We start from the raw sequence: 20,641 nt of genomic DNA on the forward strand, positions 1-20,641 counted from the left end.
TCAGGCCACAAGATGTTAAACGCTGTAGCCCACCCATCGCAGCTCCTGGCCGGGAGCCGCGATGGGGCTAATCTAGCAGGACTGAGACACATAAGATGTCTGATCCTGGGCTTTGACGGTGTAAATTTGTCACCATGCACGCCCGAGCGGACCAGGAATGCTCTCCGTGTTCAGGTCGGCGGCAGTGGCCTCGGGACTCTTGCCCGATGCAAACTCCCGAAAGATGCGGCGAACGACTTCGGCTTCCTCGGGAATGACCTCCCGATCGCCCCGGATAGGCTCGCCGTTTGCATCCAGCTTTTTGAGAACCTTGCAGCCATAGCAGAGCCCACCGCCTGCCGTGCCCCTCTCCACCCTGCCTCGCATCCACCGCTCTGGCGGAAGACGGCGGCGGCCTCCGCGCCTGTGACGAGGACCCTGAAGCATCCGCATGGTCCGTCACGAGACGCCGGCCGTGGTAAAGCGCGAGGCGGTTGCGAAACTTCATACAAGACGACTGTTCGCAGAACGGGCCTAAGCGCGCCTGCGGGAACAGTCCCTGTCGCGAAGGCCGATACCTTGCCGGGCATCGGCCGCCTCGGCCGGAACGTCGCCGCATCAGGCGATCGTCATGCGGTGCGACACGTTCTTGATGACGGTGTAGTGAGCCAATCCTTCGCGGCCGTAGCCGCTTTCCTTGACGCCGCCGAACGGTTCCTCGCGCATGGCGCGGGCATCGTCCGGCAGATCGACCATCACCGTGACCGGGAAGAAATAGCCGCGATTGCCGAGCCGTTCACCGCCGGCCAGCACGCGGGCGCCCCTGGCGCGGGCGTCGGCCACCAGCGTCTCCATCGCCTCGATGCGGCGATGGTTGGCCAGCGGCCCCATCTGGGTTGCTGCATCCAGCCCGTTGCCGACCGCGATGGCCCCGGCCTTTCCGGCGAACGCCCTGGTGAAGGCTTCATAGACACGCTCCTGCACGAAGAAGCGTGTCGGCGAGGTGCAGACCTGCCCGGCATTACGCGCCTTGCGCACCGCCGAGGTGATGGCTGCGGCAACGGGATCGACGTCGTCGCAGACGATGACCGGCGCATGCCCGCCGAGTTCCATCAGCACCGGCTTCATGTGCCGCGCCGCAAGCCCGGTCAAATGCTTGCCGACCGCTGTCGAACCGGTGAATGCCACCATCCGGACCTGGCTGTGCGGAATGAGATAGCCCGAAATATCCGCCGGCACGCCGAAGACCAGATTGAGACGCCGGCCGGTAGGCCCGCATCATGGAAGGCGCGCGCGATGTGGAAGGCGCTGGCCGGCGTTTCCTCCGCCGCCTTCATGATGATCGAGCATCCCGCCGCGAGCGCGCCGGCGATCCTGCGCGACGGCTGGCTCATCGGGAAATTCCAGGGCGAGAAGGCTGCGACCGTGCCGATCGGCTCATGATGCACGACGTATTTGAATCCCGGCTCGCTCGGAATGACGCGGCCATAGGTACGCTGGCCCTCGGCCGCATCCCATTCGAAAAACTCGCAGCCTCTGATAACTTCAAGACGCGCCTGCGCCAGCGGCTTGCCGTGCTCCACGTGATGTCATGGGCGATCTCGTCGATGCGTTCGCGCATGAGCCGGGCGGCCTTGAGGATCACCTCGGCGCTTCGCCGGCGAAACCCGGCGCCACACGCTGAAACCCTTTGCGGCGGCGTCGAGCGCCTCGTCGAGATCGGCGCGCGTAGCGACCGGCACCGCGCCGATAACGGTTTCATCGGCGGGGTTGAGCACCGGCAGCGTGTCGGGAGTCTTGCGCCAGGCGCCGCCAATATACAGCATGAGGTCGGGATAGTGCTTGGTCATGATAGTCTCCATCATCTCCCGGCAGCTAATGCGCCAGAGGGGCGACCTGGCTTTCGACAAGCCGCAAAAGGTTGAGGGCGACCATGCGCTGCTGACGCTCGCGGCGATGCAGGTGGGCACTCCGGTGGCGCCGCTCTCGCCGACCTATTCGCGCCTTCCGGAGGCCCGGCACCAGCTGAGCGCCTGTCTGGACGTGTTGATGCCCGGGCCGGTCATGGTCGAGTGCGCCGCGGAGTTCGGCGATGCCCTGACCCTGGTGCCCGCCGGGGTCGAGGTGGTGGCGGTCCGCGGCCAGGCGACGGGGCGTGATGCCACGCCGTTCGAGACCCTGCTGGAGGACCCCGAGCCGGCGCGGGTCGATGCGGCCTTTGCCGCTGTCGATCCCGACGCACCGGCCAAGATATTGTTCACTTCCGGCTCGACCGGCGGGCCGAAAGCCGCGATCGTCACTCACCGAATGATGTGCTCGGATGCGGTGGCGCAGCGGCAGTTGCTGGCCTTTCTGGCCGAACGCCCGCCCGTGGTGGTGGACTGGCAGCCCTGGCATCATTGTGGGGGGGGGGCGAATTCCAACTACCATGCTGCGCTGCTGAATGGCGGCAGCTATTATATCAACAGCGGAAAGCCTACCACGGAAGAGGCCTTCGCGCCGACGCTGCACGCGCTGAAATCGGTCTCGCCGACGATCCATTTCAACGTGCCGCAGGGCTATGCGATGCTGGCTTTCCATCTGGAGCGCGATCCGGCCTTGCGTGCGGCGTTCTTTGCCGACCTCGACTGTCTGGCCTATTCCGCCGCCGCGATGCCGGGGCCGGTGTGGGATGCGCTGGCGGGTTGGGGGCAGCAGGTGCGCGGGGTCCGGCTGCCAATGATTTCCTGCTACGGCATGACGGAACTGGCCCCGATGCACACCGCGCTGCACTGGTACAAACAGCGCCCCGGCCTGATCGGCCTGCCGATCCCGGGGTCCGAGGTGCTGCTGCTGCCGGTTGTCGGCGGCTACGAGCTGCGCGCCCGCGGCCCGAATGTCTCGCCGGGCTATTTCCGCAACCCCGCACTGACCGCCGAGGCCTTCGATGCCGAGGGCTGGTTTGTCACCGGGGATCGGGTCAGTTTCGTCGATCCCGACGATCCGGCCCGCAAAAATCTGGTCGCCGCACTCTATGATGACACCAACCCCCAACTGCTGATACCCGAACACTTTTAGAGCGGCTGAGCAAGTCAGGCGTGTTCGAGGTCTGCTTCGATCACCTCGCCGGGCTGTCGTCGTCGGCGCATCCGGTGCAGATGTTCGACAGCACCATCGTGTGTGCCCATGTCTGGGCAGCCGGCGCCAAAGGGGGCAGAAGGGGCAGGCGCCCGGTCGGTCGCGCGGTGGCTTCTCAACCAAAATCCACCTGAAGACGGACTTTGACGGTCATCCGATCGTCTTCGACCTGACCGGAGGCGAAAAGGGGGACGCACCGCCCTTCCCGATCCTGCTCAATCTTGGCCTCGGCGCCGATCCGAGGGCGGCCGCCGCCGTCAAGGGCTACGCCAGCAAGGCCAACCGGCAGGCGGCGCGGTCACGCACCATCATCCCGGTCATTCCACAGAAGGCCTACAAGAAGGACAGCGCCCGCTTCCTTGTGAAGGCCGGCTACAAGGGTCGCGCCCGCATCGAACAGACCGCCGGCAAGCTCAAGCGCTTCAAGCGGGTCGCGCTACGCTGCGAGAAAACGAAACGAAATTTCGCGTCCATCGTTTGCTCTCGCAGCAGGATCCATATTGGTCAAATCCGTCCACACAACCTAACAATCTGGCTCGACAGTTAAATCGTCAATGCAGCCTGGGATTGGAGCTCCGCTGCTGTGCAAGATTGCGCAATTTTCTTGGCGCAAGCCTACGCCGGGGAACGCCGGCCGGGAGTGGCGCCCGCTTTGTCGTCACATCCCCTATCCCGTAGCGCGAGCCAGCTCAGGCCGGAAGCTCGCCATGCTCCGCCAATACGTGGCATGCGACAAGTCGCCCTTGCACCATTGACGGCACCGGCGGCACCATGCGGCATTTGTCCTGCACGAAAGGGCAGCGGGGGTGGAATGAACAGCCCGACGGAGGACTGATCGGGTTCGGCACGTCGCCTGCGATCGCAACCCGCTTCACCGCTGCGCCTCCCACATCGGGCACCGCCGAAAGCAGCATACGGGTGTAGGGATGCAGAGGTTGCCCGAACAGCAATTGCGAGTCGCCGGTTTCCACCAGCCGGCCGAGATACATGACACCCAGCCTGGTTGACATGTGGGCCACCACCGCCAGGTTGTGGCTGATCAGCAGATAGGTGAGACCCAGCTCCTCTTGCAGGTCACGCAGCAAATTGAGGATCTGCGCCTGCACCGAAACGTCCAGGGCCGAGGTCGGCTCGTCGCACACTATGAGGTCCGGGCTGCTGGCCAGCGCCCTTGCGATCGATATCCGTTGCCGTTGGCCTCCCGAGAACTCGTGCGGATATTTACGGCCGTCGCCGGGAGCGAGGCCGACCTGGACGAGCAATTCATCGACCCGCTTCTGCACCGCCTGACGATCGGGCAGGAGACCATGGGTGCGGATCGGCTCGGCGATGATCTGCGACACCCGCCAGCGCGGATTCAGACTCGCATAGGGATCCTGGAAGATCATCTGCATCCGGCGTCGTACAGGCAGCATGACCTTGCGGCCGCGCATCTGGGCGATGTCGACACCGTCGAAAAGAACCTGCCCCGAGGTCGGCTTGTAGATGCCCACGATACATCGCGCGACCGTCGATTTGCCGCAGCCCGATTCGCCAACAAGACTGAATGTCGTCCCCCGAGCGATCTCTATATCGAGACCGTCTATGGCTTTCAGATACTGTTGGTGGCCCAGCAGTCGCCCGGCAACGGATCTGGTGAGATCGAACTGCTTTCGCAGGTCCTTCACCACCAGTTGAGGAGTGGAGGCGGCCCGGTCCGGCCGCTGGGTTTGGGCCACCATCATGTTTCTGCCTGCGGCAAGGCCGGATAGAGATGACATGCCGCATGGCCTGCTCGCGCCGGGCGCAGTTGCGGGCGTTCAACCCGGCATATGTCCATCACGCGTGGACAGCGCGGATTGAAGGCGCATCCGGACGGTACGGCGTCGAGCCGCGGCATGTTGCCGTCGATCTGCACAAGGCGGCGCGCCCTGTCGCCCAGCTTCGGAATGGCGCTCATGAGACCCGCCGTATAGGGATGGGACGGGGAGTCGATGACCTGCCGAACCGGGCCGATCTCGACGATGCGGCCGGCATACATCACGGCGATACGGTCGGCGACTTCTGCGATAACCCCCATATCGTGCGTGATCAGCATGATGGCCAGGCCGCGCTTGCGCACGAGGTCCTGCAACAGGGCCAGCACCTGTGCCTGAATGGAGACGTCCAGTGCAGTGGTGGGCTCGTCGGCGATCACCAGCCTGGGGTCGGCGCACAGCGCCAGCGCAATCACCACCCGCTGGCGCATGCCGCCGGAAAATTGATGCGGATAGCTGTCTATGCGCCGCTCAGGCGCCGGTATGCCCACATCGCGCAGCAGTTCGATGCCGCGCTGGCGGGCAGCCGCGGCGCTCATGTCGAGATGGGATGTGATGGTCTGGACCAGTTGCTTGCCGACGGTCAGCAGCGGGTTCAGGCTGGTCTGCGGATCCTGGAAAATGAGCCCGATCTCGCGGCCGCGTATGCGCCGCATCCGGGTCCGGTCCAGATTGTCGATACGCTGTTCGCCGAGTCTGATCTCGCCAGCCGTCACGCGGCCGGAATCGGGAAGCAGGCCCACGATGGAAGCGCCCGTCAGCGACTTTCCTGCACCGGATTCCCCTACGATGCCGAGCACCTCGCCAGGACGGATGGCGAAGGAAACGTTGTCAAGGGCGGTCAAAGTGCCATGCCTGCTGAAAAACTGGACTGTCATGTCCCGTACATCGAGCAAGGGCGCTGCCTCGGACGCAGTTTTGTGGGCTGCCGCCTCTTGCATCATCAGTTCAGCCTCGGATTGAGGACGTCGCGCAGCCAATCGCCGAGCAGGTTCACGGAGATGACGAGAGCCACGAGGGTCACACTTGGGAATGTTGCGATCCACCACTCGCCGCTGAACAGGAAATCGTTGCCGATCCTGATCAGCGTGCCGAGCGACGGCTGGGTTGGCGGGACCCCGACGCCGAGGAAGGACAGCGTGGCTTCCGTGACGATCGCAAGAGCCAGGCCGATCGTGGCGATGACCAGAACCGGGCTGGCGACGTTCGGCAATATGTGCCGCAGCATGATCAGCAGCGGATGCACGCCGGTTACCTGTGCGGCCTGCACATATTCCTTGCTCCTCTCGACCAGCGTCATGCCGCGTACGGTGCGTGCGTACTGGACCCAGTTGGAGAAGCCGATTGCCGCGATCAGCACGAACACCGCAATGTCGCTGTGAATGTCACGGGGCAGGGCCGTGCGCACAATACCGTCGATCAGCAGAGCTATCAGGATCGCAGGGAATGTCAGCTGGATCTCGGCAAACCGCATGATGACGGAATCGAGCATGCCGCCAAAATAGCCGCTGATCATGCCGAGCGGAATTCCGATCGCCATGGAAAGCGCAACCGAGGCGAATCCCACCATCAGCGAGACCCGCGTCCCGTACATGATGGCGGAAAGCACGTCACGCCCCTGATCGTCTGTGCCAAGGGGATAGATCCACTGGCCGCCGGCTTCCCACGCCGGCGGCGTCAATGCATCGAACAGTTCCAGCGAAGCCAGATCAAATGGGTTGTGCGGGGCAAGCGCGTCCGCGCCGACGGCGGCGACCACGACAACGGCCACAACAATCGCGGCGGCAACCACTACCCTCGAGTGAAGGAAGCTGTATCCGAGGTCGGAATTTGCGAAGCGTCTCAATATCGACATGTCAGAGACCCCCCATGCTGCGCAACCGGGGATCGATCACATAATATAGCATGTCCACAAGCAGGTTGATGACCACGAAGATCAGCGCGATCAGGATCAGATAGGCAGCCATCACCGGCACGTCGGCGAAGGTGACGGACTGAATGAACAAAAGACCCATGCCAGGCCACTGGAACACGGTTTCGGTAACGATCGCGAAAGCGATGACCGAACCGAGTTGCAGGCCAACGATGGTGATGACAGGCACCAGCGTGTTGGGCAGGGCGTAGCCGAATTGAACCAGCCTTTCCCTCAGGCCCCGGGCACGGGCGAACTTGATGAAATCGGCCTGCAAAACCTCCAGCATCTCCGAGCGCACCAGACGCACGATGAGGGTCATCTGGAAGATGGCCAGCGTGATCGTGGGCAGGATGAGCGCCTTGATGCCGGACCATGTCCGAAGGCCGGTTCCCCACCATCCCAGCTGCACCACCTGCCCGCGACCGAAAGAAGGAAGCCAGCCCAGCTTCACGGAAAAAATCATGATCAGCAGGATGCCGGCAAGGAAGGTCGGCAGCGAGATTCCGATGAGCGACCCCGTCATCAGCGCCTTTGAAACCAGGCTGTCGCGGTTGATCGCCGTCTGGATGCCAATCGGAATACCAAGCCCGACTGCCAGCACCATCGCGAAGAAGCTGAGTTCCAGTGTGGCCGGGAGGCTCTCTGCGATCAGGTCGATCACCGGCCGCGACTGTCGGTACGACACACCGAACTCGCCCTGGACCGCCCGTCCGATGAAGCGGGTGAACTGAACGATGACGGAATCGTTGAGGCCCAGCCGCTCGCGCATATCGAGCCGCTCGGCTTCCGTCGCTTCCTGTCCGAGCATGTTGTTGACCGGATCGCCTATGAAACTGAAAAGAGAAAAGGCGATAAAGGCAACCGCAAACAGGACGATCAGCGATTCAACCATACGCCTCAGCAACATGCCCAACATGGTCGGCGGTCCTTTGCTGCTCGTCAGGGACGCGCGGCCACATCCGCAGTGGAAAGATAGACCGGCAGTCCGAGCACGTCGTTCGAATAGCCGCCGACGAAGCTGCGATAGCGGCCTTCCGTCCCATCCCATTGATGCCGCTCGATCCGGCCGATATCGGAGCCGTAGAGATGCAGACTGACCGATCTGTCGCCTTCGGCACATTCGACCTGATGGAAGGCGTTGATCTCGGGAGCGGCAAGCGTCACGATCCCCGGCGGGCGTAACCTGCTGCCCTTTTCCACGGGTGCCGACGACAGATCGGCAGGCGCGTCGTAATAGCGCTCCAGTTCCGTCCCCTCAAGGCAGGTGAAGACACCCCAGCTCAGATGATTGTGCGTCACCGCCGCCTGCCCGGCCATGAAAATGTCGAGCACGATGGAGAGATCGGAGGCGGGAGAAAGATAGAGCAGGTATGAAGCATAGTCCGCATCCGGCTGCAACTGCATGTAGCGCAGGTCGGGCATTCGCCAGCTTGCCGCGAAATCGCCCGTCAGCCGGGCGATTTCGCCCTGAACGTCGCCATCGGCATCGACAGCTGCCTGGCAAGCCGCCGCGAAATCGCGGAATGCCTGGTCGCCGCAAGACAGGGCGGGGGAAAGTGTGTGGCTCATTTCCATACCTGTTTTGCAACACGCAGAAAGTTGCCGCCCAGAATGCCTCGGATGGCGTCGTCGGAATAGCCTTTCTTCAGCATCAGTTCGGTCAACATCGGCAGGTCTTCCGGCGGCATGAAGTCCATGAGCGCGACATCGTAGCCGTAACTGCCCATGTTCTTCGTCGGTGCGTAATACTCCGGCTGGCGTTGCATGCGCTGGGTCGTCAGCTCCGGCTGATATACATAATCCAGACCAATGCCGACGTGCTCCGGGCCGACGAGCTGCACCATATAGTCGATGTGTTTCATCACCTCTTCAGGGGAAGCGTCGTTGCTTGCATTGACGATCGGCCCCCAGCCGCAAACGCCTATGACGCCGCCGGTCTCCGCACAGGCTTTGATCTGCGCATCGGTGATGTTGCGTGGATGGTTGAACATGCGCTTCGGATTCGAGTGAGAAAAGATCACGGGCTGGCCATAGATCTCCATCGCTTCCATGGTCGAGCGCTCGCCCGTATGCGTGCAATCCAGCATCATGCCGACGCGCGACATCTCCTTCACCAGCTTCTGGCCGAAGGTGCTGAGCCCGGCGTCGCCGTCCTCATGGCATCCATCGGCGGAAATGTTGCGGCGGTTATGGGCCAGAAGCGCCTGCTTCACCCCAAGATCGTAATAGAACTGCACGAGGTTGAGATCGCCCGGCTCTTCGCGCAAGCCGCCATGCATGGGATTGCAGCCCTGGAAATGGAAGCCAACTGCGAGCTTGCCTTCCTTGCGCGCACGCTCGATGTCCTCGAAGCGCTCCACGAGGATGCATGTATCAGCCATTGTCTCCTTGATGAAGCGCCGCTCACCGGCCAGATAATGGACTGCGGTGGAGACCAGGCCGCCACTGTCGCCCGCTGCGGTCAGGCTCACATAATTGGCGCCTGATGCCAGGTAGCGCGGAAGGCACTCTTTCTTCTTCTGCCGGTCGGAATGCATGATCTCCATGGAAATCCACGAGATGCAGCACTCCCACACAAAGGATTCGCTGTGGAGCCTGGCTGCTTTCTCGGATACGCCCCATTTCCTGGCAAGTTCGCTAACCGACATCATTCCTTGTCCTTTTCAGTTTGTCTCGAGGGCAGCCTGTTCACGCCATGCCTCATGAGCAGGAGCGCCCTTTGCGCGGGCGCTCCGAAGCCCGTTCTCAATCGGCCTTGCGAACACCGGCCCAGCGAAGCGAGCCGTCGGAATTCACCTCGACATCGCCGACGGCCTTTGTCGAGGCAAAGAAGATGGGCGGATAGTGCAGCGGGACGAAAAGCCGCTCGGCATCCAGAATATCCCATGCCTTCTTCGTCAGCTCGTCGCGGACGACAACATCCGACTCCGAGTTGATCTGCTTCACGAGCTCGTCAAGTTCGGGATTGCAATAACCGCTGATCGCAAATCCGCGCTGGCCTTCGGGTTTGCACCCTGCCAGGTCGCTCATCGTGTTGGATGCCGCCCATCCATTATTGCCCCAGCTGAAGCGGTAGAAGCTGGCACCGCCGCCAAGCAGCGCGCTCAGGAACTGGGTGGACGGCCGCGATTGCAGGTCGATCTGAATACCGGCGCGGGCCAGCATGGCGGCCACCGCCTCGCAGGTTGCCGCATCGCCGATGTCACGGTCGTTCGAGCATTCCATCGGCGCCTTGAACCCATCCGGATAGCCGGCTTCGGCGAGCAGTTCCCTGGCCTTCGCCAGGTCGTAGGGCAGGCGTGGGCGGTTCGGGTCATAGCCGATGACGCCGGGCGGCACGATCATGTTCGCGACCGAACCGTTGCCTCGCATCACCACACGATTGATCGCATCGGCATCGATGGCCTGATAAACGGCCGTGCGCACCCTTACATCCTTGAAGGGGTTGGGGCCTCTGCTGACGTCCTTGCCGAGATTGTCGCTCGTGGCGTCGAAGCCAAGGAACACGCCGCGCGCTTCCTGGCCCTTCCACACAGTGGTGTCGCTGCCGGCTTCAAGCCGCGCGACGTCCTGCATTGGCGCGGGAACGATCAGATCGACCTCACCCGACAACAGCGCGGCGACGCGCGAGGCATCCGAAGAGATCGGCACCAATGTGACGCGATCGATATTGCTCTTCACATTGGCTGCATTCCAATAGTCCGGGTTGCGCACGGCGGTGGTCTGGCGACCCGGATCGCGGCGCTCCAGAATGAAAGGCCCGGTGCCGTTCTCCTCCACCAGCGCGGCGTTGGACTGTTCCTTGCCAACATCGGCCGGCGCCAGGGCGTTGTTTTCCTCCGCCCAGGACTTTGACAGCATCGGCAGCCTGTCGAACATGTTGATCAGGAAGGGACGCGGAATATCCGTGATGACGTCAAATGTATGATCGTCGATCTTCTCGACGCCCGTCACTCCGCGAACCACGCTCTTTGCGCGTGAACTCGGTACGGTCGCCCGCATGATGGAGAACATGGCGTCTTCAGCGCCGAAATCGCGGCCGTCATGGAACTTGACGCCTTTCCTCAACTGGAATCGCCATCTGGTCGGCTCGACCTGCTCCCAGCTTTCGGCCAGGACAGGAATGAAGTCCTTGCCGTCATAGTCCAGCAGCGGATCATAGAAATTCAGCACGAAGCGGATCGTGTTGGCATCCCAGTTGGCGCTGCTATCCAGCGATGCCGGATCCGCCTTGTAGGCGACACGCAGTTCGGCAGCCCCTGCCGACGCGGCAGTAAAAAGCATCAACACACTGGTGCAAGCAGAAAGATAGAATTTTTTCATTGTTCCTCCAGTTCACCACTCTGGTTGCGGCCACACCCGGCCAACCTTCCAGGGGAGTTCTTATCTGGCATTCTTGCAGTGCTGCACCCCGAGGTTTCCAGCCCCATGGGGCCTGCTTCCCCGGCGCGGGGCGGGTAACCGTTCTCCCATTCTGAGCGTGACAAATGGGTGACCATGTGCTTGTCTTTATGCGACGCTTCCATGACGATAGGCGACCGTATTGATGCAAGCACAGGAACGCCGCGCAACCAGCCCCCACCACAATCTTTCATGGGCGGGCGAACATCGGGGGCTCGCAATGCGCGTCGGGTACCTGCTTGTTCCGTCGTTCGCATTGCTGCCTTACGCCGCAGCGATCGAGCCGTTGCGGGCGGCCAATATCGTCGCGCGGCAAGAATTGTTCACCTGGGTTCACCTGACGCCGGACGGCCAGCCCATCAAGGCGTCCAACGGCGTCACCATCGTTCCCGAATTCCGGGTCGGGGAAACATACGATCTGGACGTCGTCATGGTCTGCGCCGGCTCGGGTGTTGAGAACTTTCACCATGCGCCCACCTTCGCCTGGCTGCGGACCCTGGCGCGGCAGGGGGTTGTGCTGGGAGGGATTTCCGGGGGAGCCTATGTGCTGGCGCGCGCGGGCCTGCTCGACGGCTACCGTTGCACGATCCACTGGGATCATATCGCCGGCATCGTCGAAGAATTTTCCGATCTCGACATTACCGGCAAGCTTTTCGAGGTGGATCGCGATCGTTTTACATGTTCGGGCGGCATCTCACCGCTCGATCTTCTGCACTACCTGATGAAGACGTGGCACGATCCGCATCTTGCGGCCACCATGTCAGACTGGTTTCTCCACACCAGCGTCAGGCCCGGCGATGCCCCACAGCGTATGGACATCGTGCAGCGGACAGGGATCAGGCATGGGAAACTGCTCAAGGTAATCTCCACGATGGAGCAGCGGCTGGAGGAGCCGGCCTCGCGCCGTGAACTGGCAAGGATGGCGGGTCTTTCGGTCCGGCAACTGGAGCGCCTGTTCCAGTCGCATGCCAACACCACTCTCGCCAGCTACTACCTGAAATTGCGGCTGGAGCGCTCGCGCAATCTTTTGCAGCAGACGACGATGTCGGTGCTTGAGGTGGCTCTGTCTTGCGGTTTCACCAGTGCTAGCCACTTCTCCCGCGCCTACCGCAGCCATTTCGGCCATCCTCCGACGCAGGAGCGCACACGCGACAGATCCTCGACCGCGACGCTTTAAGTCATACGAGCGTCGTTTGCGGTCAATCCGCACTGGCACCATTTCAGCATAGTCTACATCCGAAACCGATATCCGGCTGCAGGTTGAAACGGTGCGCTACTCCATCATTTCGGTTCTTTCCCAAGGGCTTCGTGGTCAGAAAGGCTGGACGCGGGCCTGGCGCGATGCCGAACCCAGGCCGCAATATGACGTCGTAATCGTCGGCGGCGGCGGCCATGGCCTGGCTACGGCCTATTATCTGGCGAAAGAGCACGGCATCTCCAATATCGCGGTTCTGGAGAAGTCCTATATCGGTTCCGGCAATGTCGGCCGCAACACGACGATCATCCGATCGAACTACCTTCATCCGGCCAATGCGCGATTTTATGAATGGTCGCTGAAACTGTGGGAAGGTCTTGAGCAGGACCTCAACTACAACGTCATGGTCAGCCAGCGCGGCGTGCTGAACCTGTTCCATTCCGACGGCCAGCGCGACGCATTCGCGCGGCGCGGCAACGCGATGCGGCTGAACGATATCGACGCCGGCTTGCTGGACGAGGCCGAAGTCAGAAGGCTCCTGCCTTATCTCGATTTCGACAATGCCCGCTTCCCGATCCGCGGCGGACTGTTGCAGCCGCGGGGCGGAACGGTCCGGCACGATGCGGTCGCCTGGGGGTATGCGCGCGGTGCCGACCGGCGCGGCGTCGACATCATCCAGAACTGCGAGGTGACCGGCATCCGCATCGAGCGGGGAAGGGTGGCCGGCGTCGAAACGAACCGCGGTTTCATACGGGCAGGAAAAGTCGCGCTCTGCTGCGCCGGGAACTCTTCGCAGGTGGCCACGATGGCCGGACTGCGCCTGCCCATCGAGAGCCATGTCATGCAGGCTTTCGTGACCGAGAGCGTGAAACCGCTGGTCGACATGGTCGTGACCTTCGGCGCCGGACATTTCTATATCAGTCAGTCCAATCGGGGCGGCCTGGTCTTTGGCGGCGATATCGACGGCTACAACTCCTATGCGCAACGCGGCAATCTGCCGACCGTCGAGGCTGTCATGGAATCGGCAATGGCGCTCATGCCCGGCCTTGGACGCCTGCGCGTGCTTCGCCAATGGGGCGGGCTGATGGACATGTCGATGGACGGCAGCCCCATCATCGGCCTTACGCCCGTCGAGGGCATCTACCTCAACGCCGGCTGGTGCTATGGCGGCTTCAAGGCAACGCCGGCCTCGGGCTGGTGCTTCGCATGGACCATCGCCCGCAACCAGCCACACGAGCTGAACGCCCCCTTTCGCCTGGACCGCTTCGCCAGCGGTCACGTCATCGACGAAAAAGGTGCCGGGGCGCAGCCCAACCTTCACTGAGGACCGATGCGCATTCATTGCCCCTACTGCGGAGAACGCGGCGTCGAGGAGTATTCCTATCGTGGCGACGCCACCGTGAGACGACCGGATGCAAACGGGCCGGACGCTCTTGAGCGCTTCGTCGAATATCTTCATCTACGCGACAATCCGGCCGGATCGCACCAGGAATTCTGGCAGCATCTGCATGGCTGCCGGGCCTGGCTCGTCGTGCAAAGAGACGTTCGCACACACGCGATCGAGAGCGTGATCGCAGCTTCGCGGCGGGTGGCCCGATGATGACTGAAACGCAGCCATTCCGGCTTGCCACCGGCGGCCTCGTCGATCGTGCGGCACCGCTCAATTTTTCCTTCGACGGACGCGCGATCACCGGCTTCGCCGGCGACACGCTGGCCTCGGCCCTGCTTGCCAACGGCGTCCGGCTGGTCGGCCGTTCCTTCAAATATCACCGGCCGCGCGGCATCCTTTCGGCCGGTGTCGAAGAGCCGAACGCGCTGGTCGAGCATCGCAGCGGGTCGCGGCGCGAACCCAACAGCCGCGCCACTGTACTGGAACTCTATGACGGACTGGTCGCCACCAGCCAGAACCGCTGGCCCTCGCTCAGATGCGACCTGCTCTCGGTCAATTCCTGGGTCTCCTCCTTTATCGCCGCCGGCTTCTACTACAAGACTTTCATGTGGCCCGCCTCCTTCTGGGAACGCATCTACGAGCCGATGATCCGGCGCGCGGCCGGGCTGGGCCGCACCGCGCCAGCCCACGATCCCGATACATATGAAAAAGCCACGGCATTCTGCGATGTGCTTGTCATCGGCGGTGGGCCTGCCGGAATCGCTGCCGCCGTCGCTGCCGGCAGAACCGGAGCGCGCGTCATCCTGTGTGATGAGGATTTCGTCCTCGGTGGAGGATTACTGGGCGACAAGGCCGACATCGATGGCGGGAGCGGTGTCGACTGGACCAGAACAATGGCCGGGGAACTGGCCGCCATGCCCGAGGTCTCGGTGATGGGCCGGACTTCCGTCACCGGCGTGTATGACGGCGGCGTCTTTGGCGCGGTGCAGCGGGTGAGCGATCACCTGCCGGAACCACTTCCCCACCAGCCGCGACTGCGCTTCTGGCGCATTGTCGCACGGCGTTCCATCCTTGCCGCGGGCGCGATCGAAAGACCCATAGCCTTCGGCAATAACGACAGGCCGGGAGTGATGCTGGCAGGCAGCGTCCGCACCTATATCAACCGCTATGGAGTGGCGCCCGGCCGGCGTGCGGTCATCTTCGCCAACAATGACGGCGCTGCGGGGACGCTTGACGACCTGGCGGCCGCCGGCGTTGACGTCGCTGCGGTGGTGGACAGCCGCGACGGCAGCTCTGCGGCGGTCTCTGTGGCGGCGGCGAGACATGGCGTGGTCATGCATGCGGGAGCCATGGTCACGCAGGCTTACGGCGGGCACGGGCTGCGGTCTGTCGAGATCCTTACCTCGGATAGACAGAGGGAGCGGATCTCCTGCGATCTGCTCGCCATGTCCGGGGGGTGGAACCCGACAATTCATCTGACCTCCCATCTTTCCGGCCGGCCCAGATGGGACGAAGCTGCCGCAGCCTTCCTTCCCGGTTCGCTTCCGCCAGGCATGACGGTCGCGGGAGCGGCCACGGGCAATGCCGATCTCAACGCATGTCTCGCTTCGGGAGCGGCAACCGGTCTAGCTGCCGCCCACGATTGCGGCTTCAGCGGCCGGTTGCCATCCTGGCGCGGTCATGGAAGCGGCGACGGGCAGTGCCATCAGCCCGTCCGTCCGCTGTGGCGGGTTCCGGGCGCGCGTGGCAAAGCCTTCATCGACTTTCAGAGCGACGTGACGACCGACGACATCGATCTTTCGGTGCGCGAGGGCTTCGGCGCTGCGGAACATGCGAAGCGCTATACGGCGCTGGGCATGGCGACGGACCAGGGCAAGACTTCGAACGTGGCGGCGCTGGGCATCCTGGCGGAAATCACCGGCACGGACATAGCGTCTCGGGGAACGACCACCTTCCGGCCGCCTTACACTCCGGTCGCCATCGGCGCGCTTGCCGGCCACGCACGCGGCATGGACTTTCATCCGCGCAGATTGTCCCCGGCTCATCCATTCGAAACCGAACAGGGGGCCGTGTTCGTGGAGGCCGGCGCCTGGCTGCGCGCCCAGTATTATCCGCGCCCCGGCGAGACCTGGCTGCAAAGCGCCGAGCGTGAGGTCCGTACCGTGCGTGGCGGTGCCGGCATCTGCGATGTTTCAACCCTCGGCAAGATCGACATTCAGGGTCCTGATGCCCGAGCCTTCATCGAGCGCATCTACTGCAACAATTTCGCCGGTCTGAAGCCGGGACGGGCCCGCTACGGGCTGATGCTGCGCGAAGATGGCTTCGTGCTGGATGACGGCGTGACCATGTGCTTCAGCGACACTCATTTCGTCATGTCGACAACAACGGCCAATGCGCCCGTCGTGATGCAGCATATGGAATTTCATCACCAGTGCGTGTGGCCGGAGCTGGATGTGCAACTGACGTCGGTTACGGAACAGTGGGCTCAGTTTTCAGTCGCGGGCCCGCTATCGCGCGAATTGCTGCGGCGCGTGGTCGACCGGCAGCACGACATCGCCAACGAGGCCTTTCCGTTCATGTCGGCGGCCCAGGTCACGGTCGCAGGTGTCACCGCCCGGCTGGCTCGCGTATCGTTCTCGGGTGAACTTGCCTACGAGATCGCGATTCCCGCTCAATATGGGGATTCGCTGCTGCGCGAACTGATGAGGCAAGGTGAAGCCTTCGGCGTCTGCCTGTACGGAACCGAAGCGCTGGCGATCATGCGCATCGAAAAGGGCCATGTCGCCGGCGGTGAGCTTAACGGCCACACCACGGCCGCCGATCTTGGCCTGGGCAAGATGATGTCTGCCAAAAAGGATTATGTCGGGCGTATCCTGGCGCAACGCCCCGCCCTGCGCGATCCCGAACGCCCGACCCTCGTGGGGCTGCTCCCACTCGACCACGGAAGTCAGGTGCGTGCTGGCGCGCACCTTGTCGCGTCAGGCCGGGCGGCAAATCTGGAAAACGACGAAGGATATGTGACCTCCAGCGCCTTCTCGCCCATGCTTGGGCGCTGGATTGCGCTCGGCCTGCTGGCGTCGGGGAACAACAGGACCGGAGAGATCGTCAGGGCATGCGATCCACTGCGCGGCACCGAAAGTCTCGTCGAAATTTGCAGTCCGCAGTTCTACGATCCCACAGGTGAGCGTCTTCATGGCTGATCTGCACCCCGTCGTTCAACCCTTGCTGTCGCGCTCTCCACTCGATGACGGTTTCGATCCTCCGGGGAGCCAGGCTAATTCCACCGCCCCCGGAGTCACGATCCGTCTGGTGAGGGACCGGTCTGCAACCCTGATTGCATCGGGTCCCCGATCTGCCGCTGCCCTTGAGCGTCGTCTGCACGAGGCTTTGGGAATCGCGCTGCCGGGGCCAGGGCGGTGCTCGCAGAAGGATGGTATCAGGGTTCTCTGGCAGGGACCGGCGCGCTGGCTGGTCCTGGCCGGCGCTGAGTCGGGGACAGAGGAGCGGCTGCGGGCAATTGTCGGCCGCGATGCTGCGGTGATCGACCAGAGCGGCGCGCTGGTTTCGCTTCATCTCGAAGGCAGTCGTGTTCGCGCGGCGTTGTCGAAAATACTGCCGATCGATCTGCATCCTCGCGTCTTTGCGCGCGACGACACGAGATCGACGGCGGCAGGCCATATAGGCATCCAGATCGTCTGTGTAGAAGACACGCCGTGCTATCTGCTTCTCATCCCACGCAGCACGGCCCCCGACTTCGCACGATGGCTGATCGCCTCCTCAGCCGAGTTCGGCGTCGGAGTCGAGTAGCACGCCGCGCAAGATGAAGACGTCAGTGACATGCCGCGAGAACAACTCGGCAACACGCGCCGTCTTCCCCGCGCAACTGGGGTGTTGCATCGGTTTCGGGATAACGACATGCGTAAAACAGGGGCTTAAAGCGTAAGGAGCGAATCTGAAAGATCGCGACACGCTTTAGGCATTCGGATACCCGATCTGCGCCGTGCGGCCGGCCAGGCGAAGCCGGGTGTCCTGCACAACCTCTTCGCCCCCGTCGCGATCGCCGACGAGGCGGGAGGCATAACGTAACAGGTCCCGATGATGCCAGCGGAACAGGTTAGCCAGCCAGTTGTTGACACGTCCTGTCATTCTTGTCCCCGGACAGTGGGCATGACGCCATGCCGGTCGATCGGCGACCCCCGGCCGGCGCCACAGGAACCCGCGTCCCGCTGACGACCCCGAACGAGAGCGGAACACGCACACTCCCCCGAAAGCCTGTGTTCAATAATCAGGTTTTTGTCAGTTCCTGCGTTCCTGCCCGCACGGTGCGTCCGGCCGGCATTTCCGGACGGGCCCGTTGCTTTCGCCTCAGTCGAAGCGGCCGCCGATGAGACGGCTCCATTCCTCGCCGGCAAGCCCGTTGAGAAACGCCTGGCCGCCGAGCATGGCTTCGAGGAGCACCGGGTCGCGCGAGTGGACGATGGTGTTCGTCGCGGGAAGAAACGCGATGCGCCGTGTCAGCATCGCGGTCATCAGCGCCGGCTGGCTGCGTCCGCGCAGGGCCGCGACGCCGCAGGAAGCGGCATGATCGGTCAGGCAGTCGATCACCGCGCCTTCCTGTCCCGGACGGGCCACGACCTGCATGACGCGAGCTATGGAGCCCTTCTGCGGATAGTATGCGAAGCCTCCCACCAGGGCGCCGCTCGCGGTCGTCACGCTGGCCAGCTTCAGCTCGCCCTGATCCGGCTTTTGCGCAGCGTCGCCCAGCATGTGCCGGAGCGGCATCTCCTGCCATCTGGGCCTGAGCGGGAAATGGGCCGTCAGCGGATCGAGCAAGGCGATGAAACCGTCCTGACCGATTTCATTCACCCGCAGCGTCGGCGGGCTCATGCCGGCCAATGGCGTCGCCGCCCACCTGATCTCTCCGGCATGAAGACGTTTCCGGTAGAATGTATCCACGGCCGCGGCAATCGGGCTGACAAGTCCCGCAATGCCTATGCGCTTGCGCGCCAGGCTGGTCACAAAGGAAGATGGCCGGATAACCTGAAGCCAGTCGAGACTGTATTGCGGCAACGCAACCGCATGCAGCCGGTTCCACATATGGGTCGATGTCTGGTTTGCGGTTTCCGTAAACGCCAGGTCATGGGGGCCATTGTGAAAGGCCCTCATCAGGCGCGCACCGGCCATCGGGTCGCGGCTGCCTTCCTCCACCATGAAGGAACTGCTGACCGCGGCCAGCAGATGGCGGCCCTGATGGATCATCGGCAAGGCATGGGCGCCTATGAAGCCGGTTACGTTGCCGGCATCGTTGACGTGAACGAGCGAACGCAGTTCGCCCTCGTAATCCGGTGCTTCCAGATAGAAGCTGCGCATGTAGCCATGCAGGGAAGCCGGCGCACTGCCCCTGCCGCCCCGCAGAATACGATACATCATGTCGGTTACGATCTGGAGATCGCGCTCCTCGAAGGTACGGATTGCGCTCAAGCCCGGCCTCCGGCGCACCACTTCGGTTCAGCGGTCCTCATCCCGATCGACATGACGCTACAGTGGCGTTCATGTCGCATTTGCACTCCTCCTGAAATCGCATGATGGATTCTGGACCTTAACATTGGTTCCCCAAACCGAGCCTTTGTTATTCAATAAAGATGCAGCCCTCAAAATCGGGTAAACGGAGATGTAACAGTTCCCGCCGATAACAACGGGACATTTGCGGGAAGTCCACAGGAATGGCGGCAGTTGCGGCAAGCTCTACAGGCTTTCCCGGCCGTGTCCAGGCAACTATGCACACAGGATTGAAACACAGGGGCAGGGGGGTGGCGTGACGGTTCTGGTGACGGGAGGCGCGGGTTACATCGGCAGCCATATGGTATGGGAACTGCTGGATGCAGGGGAACGTGTCGTCGTGGTCGACAACCTCTCCAAGGGATTCGACTGGGCGGTCGCGCCCGAGGCTTTGCTCGTCAAGGGCGACATAGCCGACACGGATCTGGTCGGCGGACTGATCCGTGAGCACGCGGTCGATGCCGTCATCCATTTCGCGGGCTCGATCGTGGTGCCGGAATCGGTTGCCGATCCCCTTGCCTACTACCGCAACAACACCTGCAAGACCCGCACGCTGATCGAAACGGCCGTACAGGCACAGGTCCGCAACTTCATCTTCTCGTCCACGGCTGCCGTCTATGGCGGTGCCGGCATCGAGCCGGTGGAGGAGAATGCGCGGCTGGAGCCGGAATCGCCCTATGGACGTTCCAAGCTGATGAGCGAATGGATGCTGCGGGATGCGGCCGATGCGCACGACCTGCGCTATACGGCCCTGCGCTATTTCAACGTCGCCGGCGCCGATCCGAACGGGCGCACCGGCCAGTCGACGCCCGGCGCCACCCATCTCATCAAGGTTGCCTGCGAGACGGCGCTGGGCAAGCGGCCTTTCATGCAGGTCTTCGGCACCGATTACCAGACGGCCGACGGCACATGCGTGCGCGATTACATCCATGTCAGCGATCTCGTGCGGGCGCACCGGCTCGCCCTGCAACGGTTGCGGGCCGGCGGCGACAGCATCGTCGCGAATTGCGGTTACGGCCACGGCTATTCGGTCTTCGAGGTCATCGAGGCGGTGCGCCGGGTGCATGGCGGCGACTTCGATGTGCGCAACGGCCCGCGCCGTCCCGGCGACGCCGCTTCGGTGGTCGCCAATTCGGACCTTGCGCGTCACGAACTGGGCTGGATGCCGCAGCGCGACGATCTCGATCTCATCGTGGCCGATGCCCTTGCATGGGAGCGCCGCCTTCAGACCATGAACTCGGCACGCGGCTGACGACCGCAAGCGCGGCAAATGCAGGCTTAACCTGATT

18 protein-coding genes and 1 pseudogene are annotated in these 20,641 nt (G+C 63.0%); 8 read left to right on the plus strand and 11 right to left on the minus strand.

Features of this window, described 5'->3' with window-relative positions:
* Positions 1-129: 129 nt before the first annotated feature.
* Together DES43_RS15275 and DES43_RS15280 are read right to left on the minus strand one after the other, a co-directional pair.
* The gene (locus DES43_RS15275) at positions 130-432 is read right to left on the minus strand and encodes a recombinase family protein (protein WP_084496433.1); all 303 of its coding nucleotides are present in this window, start codon (positions 430-432) and stop codon (positions 130-132) included.
* A 165-nt stretch (positions 433-597) separates the two neighbouring features.
* A pseudogene (locus DES43_RS15280) lies at positions 598-1,844 on the minus strand (aldehyde dehydrogenase family protein).
* On the opposite strand from DES43_RS15280, the gene DES43_RS15285 reads away from it, so the two are divergent.
* Both DES43_RS15285 and DES43_RS15290 read left to right on the plus strand, forming a co-directional pair.
* On the plus strand, positions 1,828-3,036 hold the full coding sequence (locus DES43_RS15285; RefSeq protein ID WP_051611522.1) for an AMP-binding protein: 1,209 nt from the start codon (positions 1,828-1,830) through the stop codon (positions 3,034-3,036). The pseudogene DES43_RS15280 and the gene DES43_RS15285 overlap by 17 nt on opposite strands.
* Positions 3,037-3,136: 100 nt before the next feature.
* Entirely contained in the window at positions 3,137-3,643 is a 507-nt protein-coding gene (locus tag DES43_RS15290; protein WP_063608076.1) for an IS5/IS1182 family transposase, read from the plus strand.
* Positions 3,644-3,785: 142 nt separating this feature from the next.
* Here the strand turns inward: DES43_RS15290 and DES43_RS15295 are convergent, their stop codons facing one another.
* The 7 genes from DES43_RS15295 to DES43_RS15325 form a co-directional block, all read right to left on the minus strand.
* On the minus strand, positions 3,786-4,820 hold the full coding sequence (locus DES43_RS15295; RefSeq protein ID WP_051520469.1) for an ABC transporter ATP-binding protein: 1,035 nt from the start codon (positions 4,818-4,820) through the stop codon (positions 3,786-3,788).
* Positions 4,817-5,833, minus strand: coding sequence for an ABC transporter ATP-binding protein (locus DES43_RS15300; protein WP_051520468.1), 1,017 nt, complete (start codon positions 5,831-5,833; stop codon positions 4,817-4,819). Before DES43_RS15300 ends, DES43_RS15295 begins: the two co-directional genes overlap by 4 nt.
* 2 nt (positions 5,834-5,835) lie before the next feature.
* On the minus strand, positions 5,836-6,747 hold the full coding sequence (locus DES43_RS15305; protein WP_035024998.1) for an ABC transporter permease: 912 nt from the start codon (positions 6,745-6,747) through the stop codon (positions 5,836-5,838).
* Position 6,748: 1 nt separating this feature from the next.
* A complete protein-coding gene (locus tag DES43_RS15310; protein ID WP_035024997.1) occupies positions 6,749-7,723 on the minus strand; it encodes an ABC transporter permease in 975 nt (324 codons plus the stop codon).
* A 23-nt stretch (positions 7,724-7,746) separates the two neighbouring features.
* Positions 7,747-8,376 (minus strand): cysteine dioxygenase family protein, encoded by a 630-nt coding sequence (locus tag DES43_RS15315; protein ID WP_133675778.1) that lies wholly within the window; start codon positions 8,374-8,376, stop codon positions 7,747-7,749.
* Complete coding sequence (locus tag DES43_RS15320) at positions 8,373-9,458, minus strand: dipeptidase (RefSeq protein ID WP_051520466.1); 1,086 nt, start codon at positions 9,456-9,458, stop codon at positions 8,373-8,375. Before DES43_RS15320 ends, DES43_RS15315 begins: the two co-directional genes overlap by 4 nt.
* A gap of 94 nt (positions 9,459-9,552) precedes the next feature.
* Complete coding sequence (locus tag DES43_RS15325; protein ID WP_051520465.1) at positions 9,553-11,091, minus strand: ABC transporter substrate-binding protein; 1,539 nt, start codon at positions 11,089-11,091, stop codon at positions 9,553-9,555.
* A 337-nt stretch (positions 11,092-11,428) separates the two neighbouring features.
* Between DES43_RS15325 and DES43_RS15330 the strand changes: the two genes are divergently transcribed.
* From DES43_RS15330 to DES43_RS15350, 5 genes are all read left to right on the plus strand, one after another.
* Positions 11,429-12,385, plus strand: coding sequence for a GlxA family transcriptional regulator (locus DES43_RS15330; RefSeq protein WP_035025097.1), 957 nt, complete (start codon positions 11,429-11,431; stop codon positions 12,383-12,385).
* A gap of 91 nt (positions 12,386-12,476) precedes the next feature.
* Complete coding sequence (locus DES43_RS15335) at positions 12,477-13,727, plus strand: sarcosine oxidase subunit beta family protein (protein WP_035024996.1); 1,251 nt, start codon at positions 12,477-12,479, stop codon at positions 13,725-13,727.
* A gap of 6 nt (positions 13,728-13,733) precedes the next feature.
* On the plus strand, positions 13,734-14,003 hold the full coding sequence (locus DES43_RS15340; protein ID WP_035024995.1) for a sarcosine oxidase subunit delta: 270 nt from the start codon (positions 13,734-13,736) through the stop codon (positions 14,001-14,003).
* Complete coding sequence (locus DES43_RS15345) at positions 14,000-16,993, plus strand: sarcosine oxidase subunit alpha family protein (RefSeq protein WP_035024994.1); 2,994 nt, start codon at positions 14,000-14,002, stop codon at positions 16,991-16,993. The genes DES43_RS15340 and DES43_RS15345 overlap by 4 nt, the downstream gene beginning before the upstream one ends.
* The gene (locus DES43_RS15350) at positions 16,986-17,600 is read left to right on the plus strand and encodes a sarcosine oxidase subunit gamma (protein ID WP_133675780.1); all 615 of its coding nucleotides are present in this window, start codon (positions 16,986-16,988) and stop codon (positions 17,598-17,600) included. The genes DES43_RS15345 and DES43_RS15350 overlap by 8 nt, the downstream gene beginning before the upstream one ends.
* Positions 17,601-17,765: 165 nt before the next feature.
* Here the strand turns inward: DES43_RS15350 and DES43_RS15355 are convergent, their stop codons facing one another.
* Positions 17,766-17,939, minus strand: a complete 174-nt coding sequence (locus DES43_RS15355) for a sigma factor (protein WP_035025095.1) — start codon at positions 17,937-17,939, stop codon at positions 17,766-17,768.
* A 219-nt stretch (positions 17,940-18,158) separates the two neighbouring features.
* Positions 18,159-19,274: a hypothetical protein gene (locus DES43_RS15360; RefSeq protein ID WP_035024990.1), complete on the minus strand. Its 1,116-nt coding sequence runs from the start codon at positions 19,272-19,274 to the stop codon at positions 18,159-18,161.
* Between the two features lie 334 nt (positions 19,275-19,608).
* Here DES43_RS15360 and galE point away from each other — a divergent pair, with 334 nt between their 5' ends.
* On the plus strand, positions 19,609-20,604 hold the full coding sequence (galE, locus tag DES43_RS15365; protein WP_035024988.1) for a UDP-glucose 4-epimerase GalE: 996 nt from the start codon (positions 19,609-19,611) through the stop codon (positions 20,602-20,604).
* Positions 20,605-20,641 lie beyond the last annotated feature (37 nt).

Source organism: Aquamicrobium defluvii, from assembly GCF_004363725.1.
GTDB lineage: Bacteria > Pseudomonadota > Alphaproteobacteria > Rhizobiales > Rhizobiaceae > Mesorhizobium > Mesorhizobium defluvii.

Coding starts and splice junctions, on each gene's coding strand:
- DES43_RS15295 (WP_051520469.1), bottom strand. CDS start 4,820: ATGATGGTGGCCCAAACCCAGCGGCCGGACCGGGCCGCCTCCACTCCT.
- DES43_RS15310 (WP_035024997.1), bottom strand. CDS start 7,723: ATGTTGGGCATGTTGCTGAGGCGTATGGTTGAATCGCTGATCGTCCTG.
- DES43_RS15300 (WP_051520468.1), bottom strand. CDS start 5,833: ATGCAAGAGGCGGCAGCCCACAAAACTGCGTCCGAGGCAGCGCCCTTG.
- DES43_RS15315 (WP_133675778.1), bottom strand. CDS start 8,376: ATGAGCCACACACTTTCCCCCGCCCTGTCTTGCGGCGACCAGGCATTC.
- DES43_RS15330 (WP_035025097.1), top strand. CDS start 11,429: ATGCGCGTCGGGTACCTGCTTGTTCCGTCGTTCGCATTGCTGCCTTAC.
- DES43_RS15345 (WP_035024994.1), top strand. CDS start 14,000: ATGATGACTGAAACGCAGCCATTCCGGCTTGCCACCGGCGGCCTCGTC.
- DES43_RS15325 (WP_051520465.1), bottom strand. CDS start 11,091: ATGCTTTTTACTGCCGCGTCGGCAGGGGCTGCCGAACTGCGTGTCGCC.
- DES43_RS15350 (WP_133675780.1), top strand. CDS start 16,986: ATGGCTGATCTGCACCCCGTCGTTCAACCCTTGCTGTCGCGCTCTCCA.
- DES43_RS15340 (WP_035024995.1), top strand. CDS start 13,734: ATGCGCATTCATTGCCCCTACTGCGGAGAACGCGGCGTCGAGGAGTAT.
- DES43_RS15275 (WP_084496433.1), bottom strand. CDS start 432: ATGCGGATGCTTCAGGGTCCTCGTCACAGGCGCGGAGGCCGCCGCCGT.
- DES43_RS15320 (WP_051520466.1), bottom strand. CDS start 9,458: ATGATGTCGGTTAGCGAACTTGCCAGGAAATGGGGCGTATCCGAGAAA.
- DES43_RS15285 (WP_051611522.1), top strand. CDS start 1,828: ATGATAGTCTCCATCATCTCCCGGCAGCTAATGCGCCAGAGGGGCGAC.
- DES43_RS15305 (WP_035024998.1), bottom strand. CDS start 6,747: ATGTCGATATTGAGACGCTTCGCAAATTCCGACCTCGGATACAGCTTC.
- DES43_RS15355 (WP_035025095.1), bottom strand. CDS start 17,939: ATGACAGGACGTGTCAACAACTGGCTGGCTAACCTGTTCCGCTGGCAT.